This is a genomic window from uncultured Lacinutrix sp. (genome assembly GCF_947500325.1).
GTDB lineage: Bacteria > Bacteroidota > Bacteroidia > Flavobacteriales > Flavobacteriaceae > Lacinutrix.
This window is the reverse complement of record NZ_CANMRQ010000015.1, coordinates 36,295-57,088: the sequence shown is the minus strand read 5'-3', so window position 1 is coordinate 57,088 and position 20,794 is coordinate 36,295. Positions and strand designations below refer to the sequence as shown.

The following is a 20,794-nucleotide window of genomic DNA, read 5'->3' as shown; positions in this document are numbered from 1 at the left end:
ATTAGTTTAGTTGGTTGACTAATTTTTAGAAGCCTGTTATACCTCTCAGTATTCAGGCTTCTTTCTTTTAACTACTTATACTACCTTTATAATATAAGTATTCTTCTTTCCTTTATTTAATACTACGTATTTATCATTTATTAAATCGCTATCCGTGATTTTATAATCGTCTTTAACTTTATTTTTATTTACCGACACGGCATTCTCTTTTAATGCACGTCTTGCTTCGCCATTACTAGCTAAGAAATTTGTCTTAGCAGCTAATGCAGCAATCATATCTAATCCTTCATTAATTTCTGTTCTTGAAATTTCTGCTTGAGGTACACCTTCAAAAACGTCTAAGAATAATTTTTCATCTAATGTTCTAATCTCTTCATTGAAGTTTTTACTAAATAAAATTCCTGAAGCTTTCTTAGCATTCTCAAAATCTTCTGCACTATGAACAAAAGTTGTTACTTCAAGAGCTAAACGTTTTTGTAACGTTCTTAAATGTGGATGCTCTTTATGTTCTTCAACAAGATTACTTATAGTTTTTTGGTCTAAAAAAGTAAAAATCTTAATGTACTTTTCAGCATCTTCATCGGTTGTATTCAACCAAAATTGATAAAATTTATATACCGATGTTTTTTCGGCATCTAGCCATACATTACCACCTTCGCTTTTTCCAAACTTAGAACCATCTGCTTTAGTAATTAAAGGACAGGTCATTGCGTAAGCTTTGGCCGTTTCATCTCCAACATTCATTCGTCTTACTAACTCTGTTCCTGTAGTAATGTTTCCCCATTGATCGCTACCTCCCATTTGTAATTTACAGCCCATAGTTTTATGTAAATGGTAAAAGTCATAACCTTGAATTAATTGGTAAGTAAATTCAGTAAACGACATTCCAACACTGCCATCATCACCAGACAATCGTTTCTTCACAGAATCTTTAGCCATCATATAATTCACCGTCAAACGCTTACCAACATCTCTAGCAAAGTCGATAAATGAGAAATTTTTCATCCAATCGTAATTATTTACTAAGATTGGAGCATTTTCTGCTTGAGAATTAAAATCTAAAAAACGAGATAATACATTTTTAATCCCAGCTACATTATGCGCCAAAGTAGCTTCATCTAATAAATTACGCTCATCGCTTTTCCCAGATGGATCACCAATCATACCTGTAGCTCCACCAACTAAAGCTATTGGTTTATGTCCAGCCTTTTCTATATGCACTAATAAAATAATTGGAACTAAACTACCAATATGTAGAGAATCACTAGTTGGATCGAAGCCTACATAGGCTGTGGTCATTTCTTTATCTAATTGCTCATCTGTTCCAGGCATGATATCATGTACCATTCCTCTCCAACGTAATTCTTCTACAAACTTATTTGCCATTTTTACTGCATTATTTATTATCGATAGCAAAGATAAAAATCAATGCATAATTAAGATACAATATTGAATATTTCTTACATTAGACCTATGATTTTAGTTACAGGTGGAACTGGCATGGTAGGTGCTCATTTACTCTACAAATTGTTAAATGAAGAACAAAACATTCGTGCCATATACAGAAATAAAAAAAAGTTTGAGATAGTAAAACGCATCTTTTCTTACTATAATGATAATACTGAAGCTCTTTTTAATAAAATTGAATGGATTCTTGCAGACCTTAATGATATACCGTCTTTAAACGATGCATTTAAAGATGTTACTCATGTATATCATTGTGCTGCATTTGTATCTTTTGAACCAGATAAGTTTTATTTACTAAAGAAAACAAATATAGAAGGTACTGCAAACATTGTAAATCTATGTTTAGCAAATAAAACTCAAAAGTTATGCTATGTAAGTTCTATTGCTGCTATTGGTTCTTCAAAAAACAACGAACCCATTACAGAAGAAACCGATTGGAATCCTGAAAAAGATAACAGCGTGTATGCCATTACTAAATACGGTGCTGAAATGGAAGTATGGCGTGGCACCCAAGAAGGCTTAAATGCAGTTATTGTTAATCCTGGGATTATATTAGGCCCTGGGATATGGAAATATGGTAGTGGTGGTTTATTTACACGAATCTATAAAGGTTTACCTTTCTACACAAAAGGTGTTACTGGTTATGTCTCTGTAAATGATGTTGTGAATGCGATGATTGGTATTATGCAATCTCATATTATAAATGAGCGTTTTATTTTAGTTTCTGAGAATTTAAGCTTTGAAACTTTTACTAAACAGACTGCAATTGCATTAGGTGTAAAACAACCAAAAAAAGAAGCCAAACAATGGCATTTAAATCTATTTTGGAGATTTGATTGGCTAAGACATAAACTCGTAGGAAAACGCAGACAAATGAGTAAACATAATGCTCAATCTGCAACGACTAAAGATTATTATAATAATGATAAAATTATTAAAGCTTTAGGTTTTAAGTTTATGGTAATCGCAAAGAGTATTGAAAATGTTGCTAGCTACTTTTTAGAAGATCAGAAAAATTAATTACTTTTTCTCTTTTATTTGTTTTTTAAGTTCTCCTATTCCCTTTTGTTTTTGAGATTGTATTTTCTTTAATTTAGCTTTGCCTCCATTAGCTTTATAAATAGAATCTTGTTTAATTGTTCTTATTTTATTAATAGAATCTCTTATCGTTTTTTCTTTTTTCTCTTTGGCTTCAATTTCTTTATAGACATCCCTTAGAACTGTTAAACTATCTTCTACTTGTTTATATATTTCAGTATACTTGTCAATATTATAAGCATAAAAATTATTACTATTATTAAAGCGTATACTATCTATATTATGTCTTTTAAAAATATACTCATTTGGGGCGATTCCTATATTTTCTATTTTCTTTTTATTAGTTCCCTTAGCAGAAGATATTATAGCCATATCTACCAATATCGCAACCATTTCATCTTGAGACAATAAATCTTTAGGTTTTTCTGGTTTCTCAACATTATAACAAGATGTAAATAACATCCCTAATATTAATAATATGCCGTAGTAAAACTTCATTATTATCTATTAAAAGTTAATTGCTTTGCGTATTTAGTATCATAAAACTTGAAGTTTTTATACGCTAATCCACCATTAATAAATGTATATAAAATTCTAGATTTAAATGTTGTTCCTTCAAAAGGAGACCAACCACATTTATACAGAATATTATCCTTATTAACAGTCCAAGGTTTATTTAAATCTATAATCACTAAATCTGCATAATAACCTTCTTTTATATAACCTCTTTTTTCTATTTGAAATAATATAGCTGGATTATGACACATTTTTTCTACAATTTTTTCTATAGAAATTTGCCCTTGATGATACATTTCTAATAAAGCTGGTAGAGCATGTTGTACTAATGGCCCACCAGAAGGTGCTTTAGTATACACATTACTTTTCTCCTCTATTGTATGCGGTGCATGATCTGTAGCTATAACATCTATACGATCATCTAGTAATGCTTTTAAAAGCTGACTTCTATCATTTTCAGTTTTTACAGCAGGATTCCATTTTATTAATGTTCCTTTTTCATCATAATCTTTATCATTAAACCAAAGGTGATGAATACAAACCTCTGCAGTAATTTTCTTTTCACTTAAAGGTATTTTATTATCAAAAAGCGCCGTTTCTTTACCTGTTGACAAATGAAACACGTGCAATCTAGCACCTGTTTTCTTTGCTAACTCTATAGCTTTAGATGAAGAAATATAACATGCTTCTTCACTACGAATAATAGGGTGAAACTTAACAGGAATATCATCACCATAGCGTTCTTTATATACTTCTGTATTTGCTTTTATTGTTGCCTCGTCTTCACAATGTACTGCAATTAATAAATCTGTACTAGAAAATATTTTTTCTAGCACCTCTGGATTATCCACAAGCATATTACCTGTAGAAGATCCTAAGAATAATTTCAAAGCTGCTACTTGTTTAGGGTCTACTTTTAATATTTCATCTAAATTATCATTAGTCCCACCAAACATAAAAGAATAGTTCGCATAAGAAGTATTTTTTGCTATATCAAATTTTTCATTTAATTTTTCAATAGTAGTTGTTTGTGGATTAGTATTAGGCATCTCAATAAACGACGTAATACCTCCAGCAATAGCTGCACGAGATTCGGTTTCTATATTTGCTTTATGCGTTAAACCTGGCTCTCTAAAATGCACTTGATCATCAATAGCTCCAGGAATAACATACTTACCTTCTGCATCAAATACATTCACATCAGCAGATTTTGGACTAATTGAACGATCAATTTTCGTTATAAATTCGCCTTCAATTAAGATATCTCCCTCAAATACAACACCTTCGTTTACAATTTTGGCGTTCTTAATTAGTGTTATTCTATCACTCATTATTTTTTTTATTGAATAGACTTTTAAATTTCATAGTAATAACTCCAAATATGGCTTCAGAAATAATTCCTGAGCTTAATTTAGACTTTCCTTTTGTTCTATCTGTAAATATTACTGGAACTTCAACAATTTTAAAACGTTTTAAATGCGCTCTAAATTTCATCTCAATTTGAAAGGCATAACCTATAAATTTTACTTCATCTAAGTTTATTGTTTCTAATACTTGTCTTTTATAGCAAATAAAGCCAGCTGTAGCATCTTGAATACGCATTCCAGTAATTAATTTAACGTAAATGGATGCTCCATACGATAAAATAATTCTACTTAAGGGCCAATTTACAACATTCACTCCTTTTACGTATCTAGATCCAATAGCTAAATCTGCATTTTTAGAACAAGCTTCATATAATCGGACTAAATCTTTTGGATTATGCGAAAAATCTGCGTCCATTTCAAAAATATAATTATAGTCTCTTTTTAAACACCATTTAAAACCATGAATATACGCAGTACCTAAGCCAGATTTCTCTTCTCGGGTCTCTAAAAACAATTGATTAGAAAACTCTTCTTGAAGTTCTTTCACCTTTAATGCTGTTAGGTCTGGTGAATTATCATCAACTATTAATATATCAAAGGCTTTATCTTGAGCAAATACTGCTTTTATAATAGCTTCGATATTTTCAATCTCATTGTACGTAGGAATGATGACAATAGCGTCCTTCATTAATTGAATATATTTTAGAGCAAATGTACATATTTTGAAACTTTATTATTTGTAAATATTTCTTAATAAATAACATCCAACTCTAAATAATTATAATAATTTTACAGATATGTTACGCGAAGTCTTTTCTACTGAACTGCACACCATTTTATTAATGGTTTGTCTATTGTTGGTTGCTATAACTAAATTAATGTTTCCTAAACGTTTCCAAGATTTTATTTATATGCTATTTAATTTTAGATATTTAAAAATCTATGGTAGAGAACAAAAATTTCTTGATTTATTTGAAGGCTTACTTTTTACAAATTTGGTTATTGGATTATCTATTTTTAGTTTAAATATATATAAGCATAGCTCAGATTTTAGTAACAGTACTATTAAAATGTTTATATTTAAACTTGCCATTGCAATAGCCTTATTTATATTAATAAAAGTACTAATAGAACGCATTATAAGTAGTATACTAAGTTTAGATTTTATAATTAATAATTACATTTTTGAAAAAATTAGTTACAAAAATTTTTTGGGCATATTATTAATTCCAATAAATGCAATTATGCTATTTAGTTTCACTCCTAATAAAACAACGCTTCTAATTGCAGCATCTATTTTAATAGCAATACACTCTATTGGATTATTTTTCTTTTTTAAAAACAATCTAAACTTAATAAAGAAACATATATTTTATTTTATTTTGTATCTTTGCGCACTTGAAATTTCGCCTTATGTAATTTTGTACAAGTCATTTACAAAAATACAAGGCAACTAAACAAAGCTATTAAATATGAAAGTGAAAACAATTTTAGTCTCTCAACCCGAACCTAAAATAGAAAATTCGCCATATTTCGATCTATCTGAAAAACAGAAAGTTAAAATCGATTTCAGACCATTTATTCACGTAGAAGGCGTCCCATCTAAGGAAATTAGACAACAAAAAATTGACCTAACAAAATTTACTGCTATTATATTAACTAGTAGAAATGCTGTAGATCACTTTTTTAGAGTTGCAGAAGAAATGCGCTTCAAAGTGCCAGACGCTATGAAGTATTTTTGTCAATCTGAAGCTGTTGCTTACTACCTTCAAAAGTATGTTGTTTACAGAAAACGTAAAATATATGTTGGTAAACGTACTTTTGCTGAGTTATCTCCTTTAATTAAAAAATATAAAGACGAGTCTTTTTTACTACCAGCTACAGACAAATTAAAACCTGCAGTTCCTAAAGTACTAAATGATTTAGGAGTAAACTGGAAAGAAGCTGTTTTCTATAAAACTGTTATTAGTGATTTATCTGATTTAGAAAATGTAACCTATGACATTTTAGTTTTCTTTAGTCCTTCTGGCATAGAATCTTTATTCCATAATTTTCCAGATTTCAAACAAAATGAAACCCGTATAGCTGTTTTTGGTAATACCACAATTAAAGCTGTTGAAGCTAAAGGTCTAAGAGTAGATATTGCTGCTCCAACTCCTGAAACACCTTCAATGACTATGGCTTTAAAAAAATATATAAACACTGTAAATAAGAAATAGTTTCTTATTTAGTTTAATAATACAATACAAAAAAGGCTTCTCAATGAGAAGCCTTTTTTGTACTTATAGAAATAGATATTCTATTCTAATTAATACCCATAACGTTGTGGTCCACCACGTCTTATTTCTTCACTAGCATTATCTTCAAACTGCTTAAAGTTTTCTCTAAATGCATTTGCTAATTTAAACGCTGTATCATAATACGCTTTATCATCATTCCATGTTGTTCTTGGGCTCAATACCTCGGTTGGAACACCAGGACAAGATCTTGGTTGCGCTACTCCAAATACTGAATGGATATGGTAGTCATCGTAATTATACAATCCTAAATCACCATTTAAGACCGCATTAATCATAGCACGAGTATATTTTAGCTTCATACGCTTACCAACACCATAAGAACCACCAGACCAACCAGTGTTTACTAACCATACATTTACGTTAGCATCTAACATTTTTTTGCTAAGCATTTCAGCATATTTAGTTGGGTGTAATGGCATAAAAGGCGCGCCAAAACATGCAGAAAAAGAAGGTTGAGGCTCAACAACTCCTGCTTCTGTCCCTGCTACTTTAGCAGTATATCCAGAGATAAAATGATAAGCAGCTTGTGCTGGTGTTAATTTTGAAATTGGAGGTAATACTCCAAAAGCATCAGCAGTTAAAAAGAAAATGTTTTTTGGATTTCTTCCTATTGATGGCTTTTTAATGTTTTCTATATGGTGTATTGGATAACTTACTCTTGTATTTTGAGTAATAGAGGTATTTTCGAAATCTACTTCTCCAGCTTCATTTAGTATCACATTTTCAAGAATAGCTCCTTTTTTAATAGCATCATAAATTTCCGGTTCTTGCTCTGCTGAAAGATTAATTACTTTAGCATAACAACCACCTTCAAAATTAAACACAGTATTCTCTGCAGTCCAACCATGTTCATCATCACCTATTAAGCTTCTATTAGGATCTGTAGATAGCGTTGTTTTTCCAGTTCCAGATAACCCAAAGAAAATGGCAGTATCTTCATCTTTACCAACATTTGCACTACAATGCATTGGTAATGTATTTTTAAAAACTGGTAAAATAAAGTTTAACGCAGAAAAAATACCTTTCTTAATTTCACCTGTATAACCAGTACCTCCAATTAAGGCAATCTTTTTTGTAAAATTTAAAATGGCAAAATTATGTTGACGTGTACCATCTTCATCTGGTACTGCCATAAATCCTGGTGCGTTTATTACAGTCCATTCTGGCGAAAAGTTTTCTAATTCGGCTTCAGTAGGACGCAAAAACATATTATATGCAAACATATTACTCCAAGGATATTCGTTAATAACACGAATATTCAATTTATAATTTTCGTCTGCACAGGCATAACTATCTCTAACAAATACTTCTTTTTCAGAAAGGTAATTTGTTACTTTATCATAAAGTTTATCAAATTTATCCGAATCAAACGGAATGTTAATATCTCCCCACCAAACGCGATCTTTAGTAATATCATCTTTTACTATAAAACGATCCTTAGGTGAACGTCCAGTAAACTCACCTGTGTTAACAGCTAAAGCACCAGAAGAGGCTTGAACGCCTTGCTTCTTCTCAATAGTAACATCATGTAGGTCTTCAGGAGATAGTTGGTATTGAACATTAGCATTCTTAATACCGTATTTTTCTAACGAAATCGATTTCGCAGATTTTGTATGGTTTACCATAATTTAGTATGTTGTTTAAGGTGCAAAATTACACATTATTATAAGATTTCCTCAAAAATCTTATTACTTTTTAAAAAGCTTATTAACAAGACTATCCATGCAGCAATAAGTAAGACACCTCCAATTGGTGTAATAAAACCAATCACTTTAAAATCTATAGTAGATAATGTATTTGTGGCTAAAAGATAGATAGATCCCGAAAAAAAGAAAACTCCAGCACCAACCAAATAGTATATTATTTTTCTTGTTTTTATAGATAATATTTTAGAAACACCAATAAATAAAAGCAATAAGGCATGATACATTTGATAGCGTACTCCAGTTTCGAAAGACTGCATTGCATCAACCGAAAGTAATGGCTTTAAACCATGAGCTGCAAAAGCGCCAATAACAACAGCTAGCAAACCAAAAATTGTTGCTAAAATTAATATTTTTCTATTCATAATATTTTAATATTTGAGTTTAAATAACGTTTGCATTTTATTACATTCGCAGAACAAAATTACTCAACAAATCTCATTATGCGAAAGATTTTAGTTATTGGCTCTGGAAAATCGACCTCTTATTTAATAAAATATTTATTAGACAAATCTGAAAGTGAAAACCTTCACGTTACCGTTGGCGATTTAAACATTGATAATGCCTCAAAATTAGTAGGAAACCATAAAAATGCAACTGCTATTACTTTAGATGTTTTTAATGAACAGTCAAGAGTTGAAGCTGTAAAAGGAGCAGATATTATTATTTCAATGCTTCCAGCACGTTTTCATATAGAAGTTGCCAAAGACTGTATTACTTATGGTAAAAACATGGTTACTGCATCCTATGTAAGTAAAGAAATGCAAGCTTTAGATGAAGCTGCAAAAGAAAAGGGTTTAGTTTTCATGAATGAGATTGGTGTAGATCCAGGTATTGATCATATGAGTGCTATGCAAGTTATTGATCGTATTACAGACCAAGGTGGGAAAATGATTTTATTCGAATCGTTTACTGGTGGTTTAGTTGCTCCTGAAAGTGATAATAATCTTTGGAACTATAAATTTACTTGGAACCCAAGAAACGTAGTAGTAGCAGGTCAAGGAAGTGCTGCTAAATTTTTACAAGAAGGCACTTATAAATACATTCCATACAATCGTTTATTTAGGCGAACTGAATTTTTAGAAATAGATGGTTTTGGTCGTTTTGAAGCTTATGCCAATCGAGATTCTTTAAAATACCAAAGTGTTTATGGTTTAGAAGATATTAAAACACTATATAGAGGTACAATACGTCGCGTAGGGTTTTCTCGTGGTTGGCAAGTATTAGCTGCTTTAGGCATGACAGACGACAGTTATACAATAGATGATAGTGAAAACATGAGTTATCGTGATTTTGTGAACTCGTTTTTACCATATAGCCCAACAGATTCTGTAGAACTTAAGTTTAGGCATGCTATAAAAATAGATCAAGATGATACTATTTGGGATAAATTTATTGAACTAGATATTTTTAACCCAAACAAAATGGTTGAACTTAAAAAAGCAACTCCTGCACAAATACTTCAAAAGATTTTAATGGACAGCTGGACATTAGATGAACATGATAAAGATATGATTGTAATGTACCATAAGTTTGGTTACGAACTTAATGGAGAGAAGCATCAAATTGATGCAACAATGGTTACATTAGGTGAAGATCAAACCTATACAGCCATGGCTAAAACAGTTGGCTTACCTGTAGCAATGGCAGCTATGGCTATACTTAATGGAAAAATAAAAACACCAGGTGTATTAGTTCCAATTACAAAAGAGGTATACGAACCTATTTTAAAAGAATTAGAAGATTATGGTGTTGTTTTTAATGAAAAAGAAGTACCATACTTAGGATATAACCCTTTAAATGTTTGAAGAGCACCAAAAGCTAGTTCTATTACATTAGAATTACAATATTAAATCATTTTAGTACTTTTATGTTTTAATCTGAAAACAAAAACAAGACTTGAAAGTAATAAATCAAAACATTCATATAGATGGTATCGATAAAAAGATACTTCGTGCGTTAATGGCAGATGCCCGTACCTCTGTTTTAGAAATTGCTAGACAAGTAGGTATTTCTGGTGCGGCGATACACCAACGACTTCGTAAGTTAGAAAAATCTGGTTTAATTGCTGGCTCTAAATTTATAATTAACCCAAAAGTATTAGGGTATACTACTATGGCTTTTGTAGGCGTTTATCTAGACAAAGCCGTAAGTAATCCTGAAGCTGTTAAGCAGCTTAAAAAAATACCTGAAGTTTTAGAATGCCATTATACTACTGGAAACTGGAGTATTTTTATTAAAATATTATGTAAAGATAACGCTCATTTAATGCACTTATTAAATAACGATATTCAATCTATAACCGGAGTTTCTAGAACAGAAACCTTTATTTCTTTAGATCAACAAATAGAACGACAAATTAAAATATAAAAAAAGAGCTTCTAATGTTAGAAGCTCTTTTTTAAAGTTTTTTTGAGGCTAGTTATAATTAACTTATTCTATAATTAATTTTTTAACTGTAGCTATATTATTAGATGTTAAAGTCATTAAATACATACCTGAAGATAATTTAGAGCTTAAATTTAACTCTTTATCCTCTGTAATTCCATTTAAATCTTGGCCAAAAACAACACGTCCATTTAAATCTGTAATTTGCACTTTATCTAAAGCAATACCAGAATTTTTAATAGTAATGTTTCCATTTGATGGGTTAGGGTAAATCGTAAATAATGTGCTATTTAATGTGAAATTCTCATTAGAAAGTGTACTATCTAGAGCTCCTTCAGTAAAATTAATATCATCTAAAATCATCTCTTCAGAAGATGAATTTGAAGCAAATTCGATAACTAGCTGTGCATTACAACCCACATAAGCACTAAGATTTGCACTTAATGTTTGTATTGGTCCTTCAACTGCGTCAAAACCGGTACCAAAAATATCAATCAATGTAACCGTAGTTGCGGCTGCACATCCTGTTATTTCAACATACACTTTTAAAATATCAGTTGTTTCCCATGATGTTGTTTCTAAACGATACTTCAAATTTACTTCAGGATTTATAGTACCAGATAAATTTACAAGATTAAATCGCATAGTAATTTCACCGTCAGTATCTTCCATTACAAAGCTATTATTCCCTTCTATAGGCCCTTCTGGCATTTGTGAAGCTACTCCAGATGCATTAGCTACACCAAAAGCATCAAAATCTGAAAACCCTACACCAGTTGGATTTAAAGAATTAGTAAATCCTAATGTGCTTGGAGATGAATCTGGTGAGGTCACAACGACTTCCCCACAAGGCCCCACATAGTTTACGAGATCATGAACTGTTGTTTGATCTGCGTCAAAATAATAACACGTGTTAGCTCCAGTAAACCCAATTCCTGTAATACCTTCAAAATCTTGACTAACTTGTGCATAACTTGAAGAGATAGTTATTAGTAATAATAATAAGTAATTTTTTTTCATAATAATTATTGATTAAGGATAATAAGTATAAAGGTAGTATTTATATATTATTCTAAGACAAATACCCTCTTTAATATCATCACAAGGTAGGATGAGATGATATTAAAAAGGATAATATTTATCTCATAACATTAGCTTCTTGAAGGAAATATCCCTTCTAAAGCAATAACATAGTTTACTCCTAAATAAGGGTTGTCTATATTAAAAGCTCTTTGCCCACCTGTATTTCCTGTATTTCCTGTGATAGAAACAGCTCCAGTAGCTCCTAAAGCACTGTCTGCTGGATCACTGTTATATGGCGTTCCTGAAGCAGCATTACCTAGTACATTTCCTGCAGCATCATTAGTCCCTCCATCTTCTTCATTACAAGGCATAGTACTTGTTCCTCTAAGACTAGTCCCATCATGATTATGATTAGGTAACTCATTAATAGTTAATGTTACAGTTTCTCTACCTCCTTTTTCGCCTTCTGTTACAGTACTTAGCCCTGGGCCATTACCCATACCTTTTGCTACTCTACCTCTTAAATCTGGTAGACCAAAAGTGGTTCTACCATCTCCTCCGTACATTGTTCCTAAAATAGAAAATAAAGCCGAATGGCTTGAAATAGCTAATAATTGACCGTTGCAAAACGCCCAACCTCTAGGCGCAAAGTTTCCGCCAAACATCATAACTTGTCCAATAAATGGGTCCATAATAATTAAGTTTTTTAAATTAGTAATTAATAGTTCTACAAAGCTATACCCAATGTCTAATTTATTTAACCGTGCATCTACGGATTGTTACAACCAAGTAAAAACACCTGTTTTTACAAATACTGTTTTTTATATGGATTAGTATGTTTAGTTTTATCTATTATTAACTATTAACATCTAAAAAACCAAAAAAATGAGTAATGCAAAAAATGTTGTAAACATTATAGAAGCAAAAGAATGGGCTAGAAGATGGCAAACAACTTGTCCAGATAACTGTAAAGCCTTTTTAATTCCTGCTGTAGACTTAATTGAGGCTCTTAAAGAAATGAATGTATTAGTACCAGTAAAAGGCAGCGAAAATTACACGTTAAATGATATAGATAATTCAGGTGTTCGGGCTTACATGGCAATAGATAAAAACACAAAAGAAGGTGGCGGAGAAAAATTATTAATTGTAGGCACAAAAACAGATTCTACAGGAAAGCACAGAGATATTATTGAAGGCGCAATACCAGTAGGTTCTATAGATGCAAGAGACTTAACTATAAATACTTTATTATCAAGCAGAATAGACAGTGGTGTTTTTGATTTTACTGCACCTTGTCCTAACGAATGTGATGAAAACAGCCCATTGTTATAATAATTAATGAAGTTAATCGATAGTTTTTTTAAATATTTTGGTGTTTTTTTACTTCTAGTTAACACTATACTTTTTACTAGTTATTACTTAAAAAACAAGTCTAAAGCATTAAAGTATTTTGTTATTTATTTAATAATAACATTTGTGATACTTTTTTCAAGTATTATAATTGTTATTGTTTTTGATGTAAAAAACAACTTATTTCTATCGCATTTTTATTTTATTTTTCAATTTATTTTCTTGTCTTTATTTTATAAGGAAAATTATACAAAACAACAGAGGAATTGGGTTAATGTTATTTTTTTTATTGTTTCAACAGTAATTATTATTCAATATATTAATGATTTTACTTTATTTAATAAATTTAATCTTTTAGAAATTTTATTAACTTCTTTTCCTCTTATTGTATACTCAATTATTCATTTGTATAACTCCTTAAGTAAACCAGGCAAATTCATGTACATAAATGCAGGAATACTAATTTACTTATCGGTTAGCTCACTCATATTTATTTTAGGAAACTATATCAGTAAAATAGATTCTTCAATTGCTTTTAATGTTTGGTTTTTAAATAAAGTTTTTTATGTTGGCTATCTATTATTAATATTAATTGAATGGAAAAAGAGTTTATGGAAAAATTAATATTACAAGCATTAGTATACGGTATTATTTTTCTAGTTTTGGTTACAACTGGACTGATTCTATTTTTCCATTACTCTAGACGAAAAATAATTCAAAAAGAATTAGAAAAAGCTGCATTAAAATTAGAAAATCAAAAAAAAATATTGCAAACCTCAATTGCTATACAAGAACGAGAGCGTAACCGTATTGCTCAAGATTTACATGATGCTATTAGCTCTAAACTAAATATTGTTAGTTTAAGTACTAATGTGCTTCTAGTAGATAAAACTATAGGAAAAAAACAGAAACAATCATTAGAACAAATATTAGATATAACAACTAACACTCTAGAAAGTTCTCGTAAAATAGCCCACGATTTACTACCTCCTATTTTAGACAAATTTGGGCTTAAAGCTGCCCTAGAAGAATTATTTGAAGAATGTACAGCAAATACTAATATTGATATTGAAAGTAATATAGAAAAGCTTTCAAAATTATCTAGAACTAATCAATTACATGTTTTTAGAATAGTGCAAGAGCTAATTAACAATTCTATAAGACATGGCAAAGCCAATGAATTGGTAATTTATATGGAACAAAACACTACTGGCTTTATTTTAAGGTATCAAGATAATGGTATAGGTTTTACTGTAAAAGATGTTAAAGAAAAACCAGGCATAGGTCTTCAAAACATAAAAAGTAGGGTTAAAATTTTAAATGGAGAATTAAAAATAGATAGTACACAAAATAGTGGAAGCCAATTTATAATACGTTGTAATTATGAGCAATAAAATAAAAATAGTATTAGCAGACGACGAGCTTTTATTTAGACAAGGTTTAAAAGCCATTTTTGAAAGTAATGAAACTATAGAAGTGCTTTTTGATGCTGAAAACGGTGAGGATTTAATACAATCATTAAGACAGGCTAAAGAACTTCCAGAAATTGTAGTTACAGATTTAAAAATGCCAGAACTTAATGGTGTTGAGGCCACAAAATTGATTAGAAAAGAATTTCCAAATCTTAAAGTTATAGCACTAACAAGTTACTTTAGCAAGCCCTTTATATTAAATATGATATCTATTGGAGCTGTTGCTTATTTAGCAAAAAACAGCACTCCTGCACTAATGATAAAAACAATTGAAGAGGTTTCAGATAAAGGGTTTTATTACGATGAACAAGTTATGCAATACATTCATGAGAGTATTGTAAACCCTGCAGATAAAAAAGTAAAATCTAATTTTGATACAAATTACTTTACTAAACGTGAAACAGAAATTCTAGAACTAATTTGCAAGCAATTAACGACTAATGACATTGCAGAAGCACTTTTTATTAGCCCAAGAACAGTAGAAGGACATCGCAATAATTTACTACTTAAAACAGAATCTAAAAATGTTGCTGGTCTAGTAATTTACGCTTTAAAAAATAAATTAGTGTCTTTAGAAAATGACACTTTTAATTAAAAAAAGCTCCTAAAATTATTTAGGAGCTTTTATATTGTCAGCGTTTTTTTTTAGTTAATCTCTACTTCCAAGAATTTGTAATGCCCAATATAATAAAGAGGCTAATGCTCCAATTGCTGCCACTAAATACGTTCTTGCAGCCCATTTAAGTGCATCTTCAGAACCTTTATACTCTTCTTGAGAGACCATGTTTTTATTTTTTAACCAAGCTAATGCGCGATTACTAGCATCGTATTCAACTGGCAATGTAATAAAGCTAAATAATGTTGCTGCTCCCATCATCACTAATCCTGCTATAGCAACATATTGTCCCATTGCACCCATGGCTTGACTTGCCATTAAAGCAATACCTCCAAAAATAACCCATTGTGACATTTTTGAAGTTACTTGTACTATTGGCACTAATTTAGATCTCATTGTTAAATAGCTATAGGCTGTAGCATGTTGTACAGCATGTCCAACTTCATGTGCAGCTACAGCTGCAGCTGAAGCATTAGCTTTATTATAAACAACCTCACTTAAGTTTACCGTTTTGTTTACTGGGTTATAGTGATCTGTTAATTGACCTGCAGTAGAAATAACTTCAACATCTGTAATGCCATGATCTGCTAGCATTTTTTCGGCGATTTCTCTACCAGTTAAGCCATTACGTAACTGTATTTTTGAGTAATGGGCAAATTTTCTTTTTAATTGGCCACTTACTAAACTACTTACTAATGCAATTGCACCAATTAATATGTAGTAGCCCATATGTCCTGTCATCATCATAATATATTGTATTTAAATTCTAGTTTAAAGATAACAAAAAGTAAGCCAATCTGTTTTTTTGAAAACTTGTCAGTTTTACTGCTTTATTAATCTTGCTTTTTGTGTTACAGTAACGGGGTAACTAATAACTTCTGTTTCATCTTCAGTAGTTTTAGTAATTGTTTTAGCTTGTTTAGCAGAAAATACAATTTCAAACGTCATATAATCCTCAAAAAAAGCTTCTGTTGTCATTAATAAATTACCTTCAACTTCAAATACATTATAAAGTACATTATCTACCAATTTAGCTCTTAAAATAATACCATTATTTTCATCTATAACATATTCTCCTTTTTGCGCATCAATAGTTTTTAAGGTATAATTTCTATCATTACGTTTACCATCAAAAATATAGACAATTTTGTAATTATAAATCCCAACAGAATCTGTTTTGGTTAAATGAAATTCCATGCCAATACTTTTCTTCCCTTTAGCATTGGTAATTTCTAAATTGCCTTTATATATACCAAAATAATCTTGTGGAAACGTCTTTATTTCTGTTTGCGCTTCCGCGGAAAAACTAAGTAATACAATTACTATTGAAAGTATATATTTCATGATTTTAATTTAAAAAACATTATTCTTCAGCTTGAGACACTTTAACAACCTCTTGATTATTAAAAACGATTAATAGAAACTGTTTTTTAGTCTTAAAAAAACTTGGAGGTGTTCCTACTTTATAAATAAAATAGTTGCTTTCTGATGATTTGATCTCATATGGCTCTCCTAAAAGTGAAATTATTTCTTGCTTAGTTTTACCTATAAATACTCTTTTTTCAATAATATCATCAACCATTTTGTATCGTGTAAGTGGATCGGTTTGCCATGTATTCTTGTCAAACTGCTCTTCAAACACATAAATTAGTGTCAAACTAATTACAAAAGCCATAAAGAAAAATAATCCAATCTTATTATTTCTTTTTAGCTTAAATCTCATACTATTTAATTTATATCTATTTTTTTTCTAACTCTTTATAAGTTAAAAAATAAGCATCTTCACAAGGTGTCATTGCATGTGGATAACTAGGTGTTAACATCACGCCTTTAGAAGTTAAATTCCATGTTTTAAATTCCCAATTTGAAGCTTGGGTAAACACTTCGCAATCTTGTTGGTGTATATCTTCTGCATCATAATATTTTTTCTTTAATAATTCAAAAAAATCAACATTAGGATATAATGTTTCAATAGCATCAACATGAGTTAATTTATTTAAATCAAAATTATAGCCGTTATTTCCATGTGATGGATGTGCACCTCCACAATAAACACTATAAAATTTAGAAAAACTTACAAAATTATTATTAACCAAATTAATTACTAACGACAATTCAAACCAAGAATTACATTCTAACATGACTTTAGCATCATCTAAATGTATCTCATCTAAAATTGGATTAAACACTGCTCTTTGTGCTTTCGAAAAACCATTACCTAATCTAAACAATTGGGTTTTAGACCATTTTTCATGAAACCAAACTAATTGTTTATCGTTATAAGTAGATACACTATCTTTTACAAAGGTTAACTTTTGATTTCTATAGGTTTCTAAAGGGTCTTTATCAGTTTTGTTTAAAACGACCTTATGTGTTTTTTCTTTTAATTTTATACTCCCTATGAGTTGATCCTCCTTTTTTTTGAGTGTAAAAACTTCTCCTGCAGACTCTACGCTATCTTCAAAATAATGATAGCCATCTACTAAGACAACATCTTCTTTATTATACACGCCACTTAATGGTATGTTTATTAATTTAGAATCATAAAAATAATAACCATCGCACTTTCCTTTCGACTCGTCTTTATCATCTACATAAGTATTAATTTGTAAATGAATTGGATACTTACCTATATGCCCTACATAAGATTGTGACCAAATCGCTAATGGCAACAATAAGAAAACTATATGTATTGCTATTTTAGCCAACAATATTTACAATTTTCCCAGGAACCACAATTACTTTTTTAGGTTCGCGACCATCTAATTGTGCTATTGTTTTTTCATGAGCCATTACTGTTTTCTCTATATCGTCTTTACTCATATCCATTGGTAACTCTAATGTAAAACGCATTTTACCATTAAATGAAATAGGGTAATTTTTGTTACTCTCCACTAAATGACTTTCGTCAAACTTAGGAAAAACTGCTGTTGAGATAGACTCGCTACTACCTAATTGACTGTATAATTCTTCTGCAATATGTGGCGCATAAGGAGATATTAAAATCAATAATGGTTCTAAAACAGCTTTACTTGTACACTTTTGCTTTCCTAGTTCATTAACAGCAATCATAAAGGTAGATACCGACGTATTAAAAGAGAAATTCTCAATATCTTCTTGTACTTTCTTTATGGTTTTATGTAATGTTTTTAAGTTGTCTTTTGTAGGTTCTACATCTGTTACATTTACACCATTTTCTCCAACATATAACTTCCATAGCTTTTTAAGAAAACCGTGTACACCTGTAATACCTGCAGTATTCCATGGTTTGTACTGTTCTAATGGTCCAAGAAACATTTCATAAAGCCTTAAGCTGTCTGCGCCATACTGAGAACAAATATCATCTGGATTAACAACATTAAACCAACGTTTAGACATTTTCTCAACTTCTCTGCCTACCATGTATTTACCATCTTCTAAAATAAATTCTGCATTTGCATATTGAGGTTGCCATTTTTTTAAAGCTTCAATATCTATTTCATCTGAAGCATTAACCATATTAACATCAACTCGTATTTCCTCTACGCCATAATCTCCTATCAATCCTTTTGAAACATATTTTTCTGTTCCAGAAACCCTATAGATTATAGCACTTGTACCAAGTATCATTCCTTGGTTTATTAATTTCTTAAAAGGTTCTTCAACATTTACAAAACCGCGATCTTTTAATAATTTCACCCAAAAACGTGCATATAATAAATGGCCCGTTGCATGTTCTGCTCCACCAATGTACAAATCTACATTTTCCCAGTACTTAAGCGCATCTTCACTTGCAAAAACACCATCTCTATTTGCTTCTTCCATATAACGGAAAAAGTACCACGAACTGCCTGCCCAACCTGGCATTGTGTTTAATTCTAATGGAAATACTGTTTCGTTATTAACTTTATCGTTTGCTACAACAGTATTTGTATTGGTGTCCCAAGCCCAAACATCTGCACGACCTAATGGTGGTTCGCCTTCTTCGGTTGGTAAATATTTTTCTACTTCTGGTAATTGAATTGGTAAATGTTTTGCCTCAATCATTTGTGGCATGCCATTAACGTAATACACAGGAAATGGTTCTCCCCAATAACGTTGTCTTGAGAATACAGCATCACGCAAACGGTAATTGGTTTTACCTTCGCCTTGCCCTAATTGTTCTAACTCATAAATAGCACGTTTTGTTGCTTTTTTGTAGTTCATTCCGTTTAGGAAATCGCTATTAGCTATTTTTACATTGTCTTTAGATGCAAAGGCTTCTTCGCTAATGTCTATACCATCAAAAATATTTGGAATCTCGATATTAAAATGCTTTGCAAAATCGTAATCTCTTTGATCTCCACATGGCACAGCCATTACTGCTCCTGTTCCATAACTTGCTAAAACGTAATCACCAATCCAAATTGGAATTGGCTCTTTACTAAATGGATGTTCTGCATAAGCACCAGTAAATACACCAGAAATGGTTTTTACATCTGCCATACGGTCACGCTCACTTCGTTTTGCAGTTTTTTCTATATAAGCTTCAACTGCTGCTTTTTGTTCTACAGTTGTAATTTTTGATACTAAATCGTGTTCTGGCGCCAACGTCATAAAACTCACACCAAAGATTGTATCAGGACGTGTAGTAAATACGTCTATTCTATCATCATGTCCATTGACGTGAAACGTTACACTTGCCCCAACAGATTTACCAATCCAATTACGTTGTGTTTCTTTTAAAGCATCTGTCCAATCAATAGTATCTAAACCTTGTAATAATCTTTCGGCATATGCAGAAATACGCATACTCCATTGCGTCATTTTTTTACGCACTACTGTATGCCCACCACGTTCTGACACACCATTTACAATCTCGTCATTAGCCAATACAGTTCCTAATGCTGGGCACCAATTCACTTCTGTTTCAGCTAAATAGGTTAATCTATATTGTAATAATATTTTTTGTTGCGCTTCAGATGATTTCGCATTCCATGTTTCGGCAGAAAATATTTCAATATCATCATCACAAGCTACATTTACATTAGCATTCCCTTCAGAAGAGAAAATTGACACCAATTCATTTATATCTTTTGCCTTATTTTCATTATTGCAATAATACGATTCGAATAATTGAATAAATATCCACTGTGTCCATTTGTAATAATCTGGATTACTTGTACGAACTTCACGACTCCAGTCAAAAGAAAACCCTATTTGATCTAATTGTCTTCTGTAAGTAGCAATATTTGTTTCTGTTGTAATTGCTGGATGCTGTCCAGTTTGAATCGCATACTGTTCAGCTGGTAACCCAAAACTATCATAGCCTTGCGGATGTAATACATTAAACCCTTTGTGGCGTTTGTAACGCGCATAAATATCACTAGCAATATAGCCTAATGGATGCCCAACATGCAATCCTGCACCTGATGGATAAGGAAACATATCGAGTACGTAGTATTTAGGTTTATCGCTATTGTTTGAAGCTTTAAACGTTTCGTTCTCTGCCCAATATTTTTGCCACTTGGCTTCTATGTCGTTAAAATGGTATTGCATCTTAAAGTTTTTCCTGAAATTAAAGCGCAAATTTAAA

21 protein-coding genes are annotated in these 20,794 nt (G+C 31.0%); 8 read left to right on the top strand and 13 right to left on the bottom strand.

What is annotated here, in order from left to right; all coding sequences use genetic code 11:
• Nucleotides 1-75: 75 nt before the first annotated feature.
• The gene (gene tyrS / locus Q0997_RS15415) at nt 76-1,386 is read right to left on the bottom strand and encodes a tyrosine--tRNA ligase (RefSeq protein WP_299890385.1); all 1,311 of its coding nucleotides are present in this window, start codon (nt 1,384-1,386) and stop codon (nt 76-78) included.
• Nucleotides 1,387-1,473: 87 nt separating this feature from the next.
• Between tyrS and Q0997_RS15410 the strand changes: the two genes are divergently transcribed.
• The gene (locus tag Q0997_RS15410) at nt 1,474-2,487 is read left to right on the top strand and encodes an NAD-dependent epimerase/dehydratase family protein (RefSeq protein ID WP_299890384.1); all 1,014 of its coding nucleotides are present in this window, start codon (nt 1,474-1,476) and stop codon (nt 2,485-2,487) included.
• Here the strand turns inward: Q0997_RS15410 and Q0997_RS15405 are convergent, their stop codons facing one another.
• From Q0997_RS15405 to Q0997_RS15395, 3 genes are read right to left on the bottom strand one after another with little or no spacing between them, the layout of a single operon-like run.
• The gene (locus Q0997_RS15405) at nt 2,488-3,003 is read right to left on the bottom strand and encodes a DUF4296 domain-containing protein (RefSeq protein ID WP_299890382.1); all 516 of its coding nucleotides are present in this window, start codon (nt 3,001-3,003) and stop codon (nt 2,488-2,490) included.
• Nucleotides 3,004-3,005: 2 nt separating this feature from the next.
• On the bottom strand, nt 3,006-4,352 hold the full coding sequence (locus Q0997_RS15400; RefSeq protein ID WP_299890380.1) for a dihydroorotase: 1,347 nt from the start codon (nt 4,350-4,352) through the stop codon (nt 3,006-3,008).
• Nucleotides 4,345-5,076: a polyprenol monophosphomannose synthase gene (locus tag Q0997_RS15395; protein ID WP_299890378.1), complete on the bottom strand. Its 732-nt coding sequence runs from the start codon at nt 5,074-5,076 to the stop codon at nt 4,345-4,347. The genes Q0997_RS15400 and Q0997_RS15395 overlap by 8 nt, the downstream gene beginning before the upstream one ends.
• Nucleotides 5,077-5,185: 109 nt before the next feature.
• On the opposite strand from Q0997_RS15395, the gene Q0997_RS15390 reads away from it, so the two are divergent.
• On the top strand, nt 5,186-5,845 hold the full coding sequence (locus tag Q0997_RS15390) for a DUF4271 domain-containing protein (RefSeq protein WP_367180221.1): 660 nt from the start codon (nt 5,186-5,188) through the stop codon (nt 5,843-5,845).
• A gap of 15 nt (nt 5,846-5,860) precedes the next feature.
• Nucleotides 5,861-6,607 carry a uroporphyrinogen-III synthase gene (locus tag Q0997_RS15385; RefSeq protein ID WP_299890376.1) on the top strand — a complete coding sequence of 249 codons (747 nt, stop codon included), beginning with the start codon at nt 5,861-5,863 and terminating at the stop codon, nt 6,605-6,607.
• Nucleotides 6,608-6,696: 89 nt separating this feature from the next.
• Here the strand turns inward: Q0997_RS15385 and pckA are convergent, their stop codons facing one another.
• Nucleotides 6,697-8,313, bottom strand: coding sequence for a phosphoenolpyruvate carboxykinase (ATP) (gene pckA, locus Q0997_RS15380; RefSeq protein ID WP_299890375.1), 1,617 nt, complete (start codon nt 8,311-8,313; stop codon nt 6,697-6,699).
• Nucleotides 8,314-8,351: 38 nt separating this feature from the next.
• Nucleotides 8,352-8,756, bottom strand: coding sequence for a DUF423 domain-containing protein (locus Q0997_RS15375; protein WP_299890373.1), 405 nt, complete (start codon nt 8,754-8,756; stop codon nt 8,352-8,354).
• A 78-nt stretch (nt 8,757-8,834) separates the two neighbouring features.
• On the opposite strand from Q0997_RS15375, the gene Q0997_RS15370 reads away from it, so the two are divergent.
• Both Q0997_RS15370 and Q0997_RS15365 read left to right on the top strand, forming a co-directional pair.
• Nucleotides 8,835-10,199 (top strand): saccharopine dehydrogenase C-terminal domain-containing protein, encoded by a 1,365-nt coding sequence (locus Q0997_RS15370; protein ID WP_299890371.1) that lies wholly within the window; start codon nt 8,835-8,837, stop codon nt 10,197-10,199.
• Between the two features lie 91 nt (nt 10,200-10,290).
• Complete coding sequence (locus Q0997_RS15365; RefSeq protein ID WP_299890369.1) at nt 10,291-10,761, top strand: Lrp/AsnC ligand binding domain-containing protein; 471 nt, start codon at nt 10,291-10,293, stop codon at nt 10,759-10,761.
• A gap of 63 nt (nt 10,762-10,824) precedes the next feature.
• Here the strand turns inward: Q0997_RS15365 and Q0997_RS15360 are convergent, their stop codons facing one another.
• Entirely contained in the window at nt 10,825-11,799 is a 975-nt protein-coding gene (locus Q0997_RS15360; RefSeq protein WP_299890367.1) for a T9SS type A sorting domain-containing protein, read from the bottom strand.
• Nucleotides 11,800-11,930: 131 nt separating this feature from the next.
• Complete coding sequence (locus tag Q0997_RS15355; RefSeq protein WP_299890365.1) at nt 11,931-12,494, bottom strand: phage tail protein; 564 nt, start codon at nt 12,492-12,494, stop codon at nt 11,931-11,933.
• 193 nt (nt 12,495-12,687) lie between these two features.
• On the opposite strand from Q0997_RS15355, the gene Q0997_RS15350 reads away from it, so the two are divergent.
• From Q0997_RS15350 to Q0997_RS15340, 3 genes are all read left to right on the top strand, one after another.
• Entirely contained in the window at nt 12,688-13,134 is a 447-nt protein-coding gene (locus tag Q0997_RS15350) for a hypothetical protein (RefSeq protein WP_299890364.1), read from the top strand.
• A gap of 614 nt (nt 13,135-13,748) precedes the next feature.
• On the top strand, nt 13,749-14,546 hold the full coding sequence (locus Q0997_RS15345; protein WP_299890362.1) for a sensor histidine kinase: 798 nt from the start codon (nt 13,749-13,751) through the stop codon (nt 14,544-14,546).
• A complete protein-coding gene (locus tag Q0997_RS15340; RefSeq protein WP_299890360.1) occupies nt 14,536-15,219 on the top strand; it encodes a response regulator transcription factor in 684 nt (227 codons plus the stop codon). The genes Q0997_RS15345 and Q0997_RS15340 overlap by 11 nt, the downstream gene beginning before the upstream one ends.
• Nucleotides 15,220-15,273: 54 nt before the next feature.
• On the opposite strand, the gene Q0997_RS15335 is transcribed toward Q0997_RS15340, so the two are convergent.
• The 5 genes from Q0997_RS15335 to leuS all read right to left on the bottom strand — a co-directional run bounded on the left by Q0997_RS15335 (nt 15,274) and on the right by leuS (nt 20,757).
• Complete coding sequence (locus Q0997_RS15335; RefSeq protein ID WP_299890358.1) at nt 15,274-15,987, bottom strand: zinc metallopeptidase; 714 nt, start codon at nt 15,985-15,987, stop codon at nt 15,274-15,276.
• Nucleotides 15,988-16,062: 75 nt separating this feature from the next.
• Nucleotides 16,063-16,584: a hypothetical protein gene (locus Q0997_RS15330; protein ID WP_299890356.1), complete on the bottom strand. Its 522-nt coding sequence runs from the start codon at nt 16,582-16,584 to the stop codon at nt 16,063-16,065.
• Nucleotides 16,585-16,603: 19 nt separating this feature from the next.
• Nucleotides 16,604-16,963 (bottom strand): hypothetical protein, encoded by a 360-nt coding sequence (locus Q0997_RS15325; RefSeq protein ID WP_299890355.1) that lies wholly within the window; start codon nt 16,961-16,963, stop codon nt 16,604-16,606.
• A gap of 16 nt (nt 16,964-16,979) precedes the next feature.
• Nucleotides 16,980-17,948 (bottom strand): hypothetical protein, encoded by a 969-nt coding sequence (locus Q0997_RS15320; protein ID WP_299890354.1) that lies wholly within the window; start codon nt 17,946-17,948, stop codon nt 16,980-16,982.
• Nucleotides 17,941-20,757 (bottom strand): leucine--tRNA ligase, encoded by a 2,817-nt coding sequence (leuS, locus tag Q0997_RS15315; protein ID WP_299890352.1) that lies wholly within the window; start codon nt 20,755-20,757, stop codon nt 17,941-17,943. Before leuS ends, Q0997_RS15320 begins: the two co-directional genes overlap by 8 nt.
• Nucleotides 20,758-20,794 lie beyond the last annotated feature (37 nt).

Coding starts and splice junctions, on each gene's coding strand:
- Q0997_RS15330 (WP_299890356.1), bottom strand. CDS start 16,584: ATGAAATATATACTTTCAATAGTAATTGTATTACTTAGTTTTTCCGCG.
- Q0997_RS15350 (WP_299890364.1), top strand. CDS start 12,688: ATGAGTAATGCAAAAAATGTTGTAAACATTATAGAAGCAAAAGAATGG.
- leuS (WP_299890352.1), bottom strand. CDS start 20,757: ATGCAATACCATTTTAACGACATAGAAGCCAAGTGGCAAAAATATTGG.
- Q0997_RS15390 (WP_367180221.1), top strand. CDS start 5,186: ATGTTACGCGAAGTCTTTTCTACTGAACTGCACACCATTTTATTAATG.
- pckA (WP_299890375.1), bottom strand. CDS start 8,313: ATGGTAAACCATACAAAATCTGCGAAATCGATTTCGTTAGAAAAATAC.
- Q0997_RS15355 (WP_299890365.1), bottom strand. CDS start 12,494: ATGGACCCATTTATTGGACAAGTTATGATGTTTGGCGGAAACTTTGCG.
- Q0997_RS15370 (WP_299890371.1), top strand. CDS start 8,835: ATGCGAAAGATTTTAGTTATTGGCTCTGGAAAATCGACCTCTTATTTA.
- Q0997_RS15335 (WP_299890358.1), bottom strand. CDS start 15,987: ATGATGATGACAGGACATATGGGCTACTACATATTAATTGGTGCAATT.
- Q0997_RS15400 (WP_299890380.1), bottom strand. CDS start 4,352: ATGAGTGATAGAATAACACTAATTAAGAACGCCAAAATTGTAAACGAA.
- Q0997_RS15345 (WP_299890362.1), top strand. CDS start 13,749: ATGGAAAAAGAGTTTATGGAAAAATTAATATTACAAGCATTAGTATAC.
- tyrS (WP_299890385.1), bottom strand. CDS start 1,386: ATGGCAAATAAGTTTGTAGAAGAATTACGTTGGAGAGGAATGGTACAT.
- Q0997_RS15385 (WP_299890376.1), top strand. CDS start 5,861: ATGAAAGTGAAAACAATTTTAGTCTCTCAACCCGAACCTAAAATAGAA.
- Q0997_RS15360 (WP_299890367.1), bottom strand. CDS start 11,799: ATGAAAAAAAATTACTTATTATTATTACTAATAACTATCTCTTCAAGT.
- Q0997_RS15395 (WP_299890378.1), bottom strand. CDS start 5,076: ATGAAGGACGCTATTGTCATCATTCCTACGTACAATGAGATTGAAAAT.
- Q0997_RS15325 (WP_299890355.1), bottom strand. CDS start 16,963: ATGAGATTTAAGCTAAAAAGAAATAATAAGATTGGATTATTTTTCTTT.
- Q0997_RS15405 (WP_299890382.1), bottom strand. CDS start 3,003: ATGAAGTTTTACTACGGCATATTATTAATATTAGGGATGTTATTTACA.
- Q0997_RS15340 (WP_299890360.1), top strand. CDS start 14,536: ATGAGCAATAAAATAAAAATAGTATTAGCAGACGACGAGCTTTTATTT.
- Q0997_RS15375 (WP_299890373.1), bottom strand. CDS start 8,756: ATGAATAGAAAAATATTAATTTTAGCAACAATTTTTGGTTTGCTAGCT.
- Q0997_RS15410 (WP_299890384.1), top strand. CDS start 1,474: ATGATTTTAGTTACAGGTGGAACTGGCATGGTAGGTGCTCATTTACTC.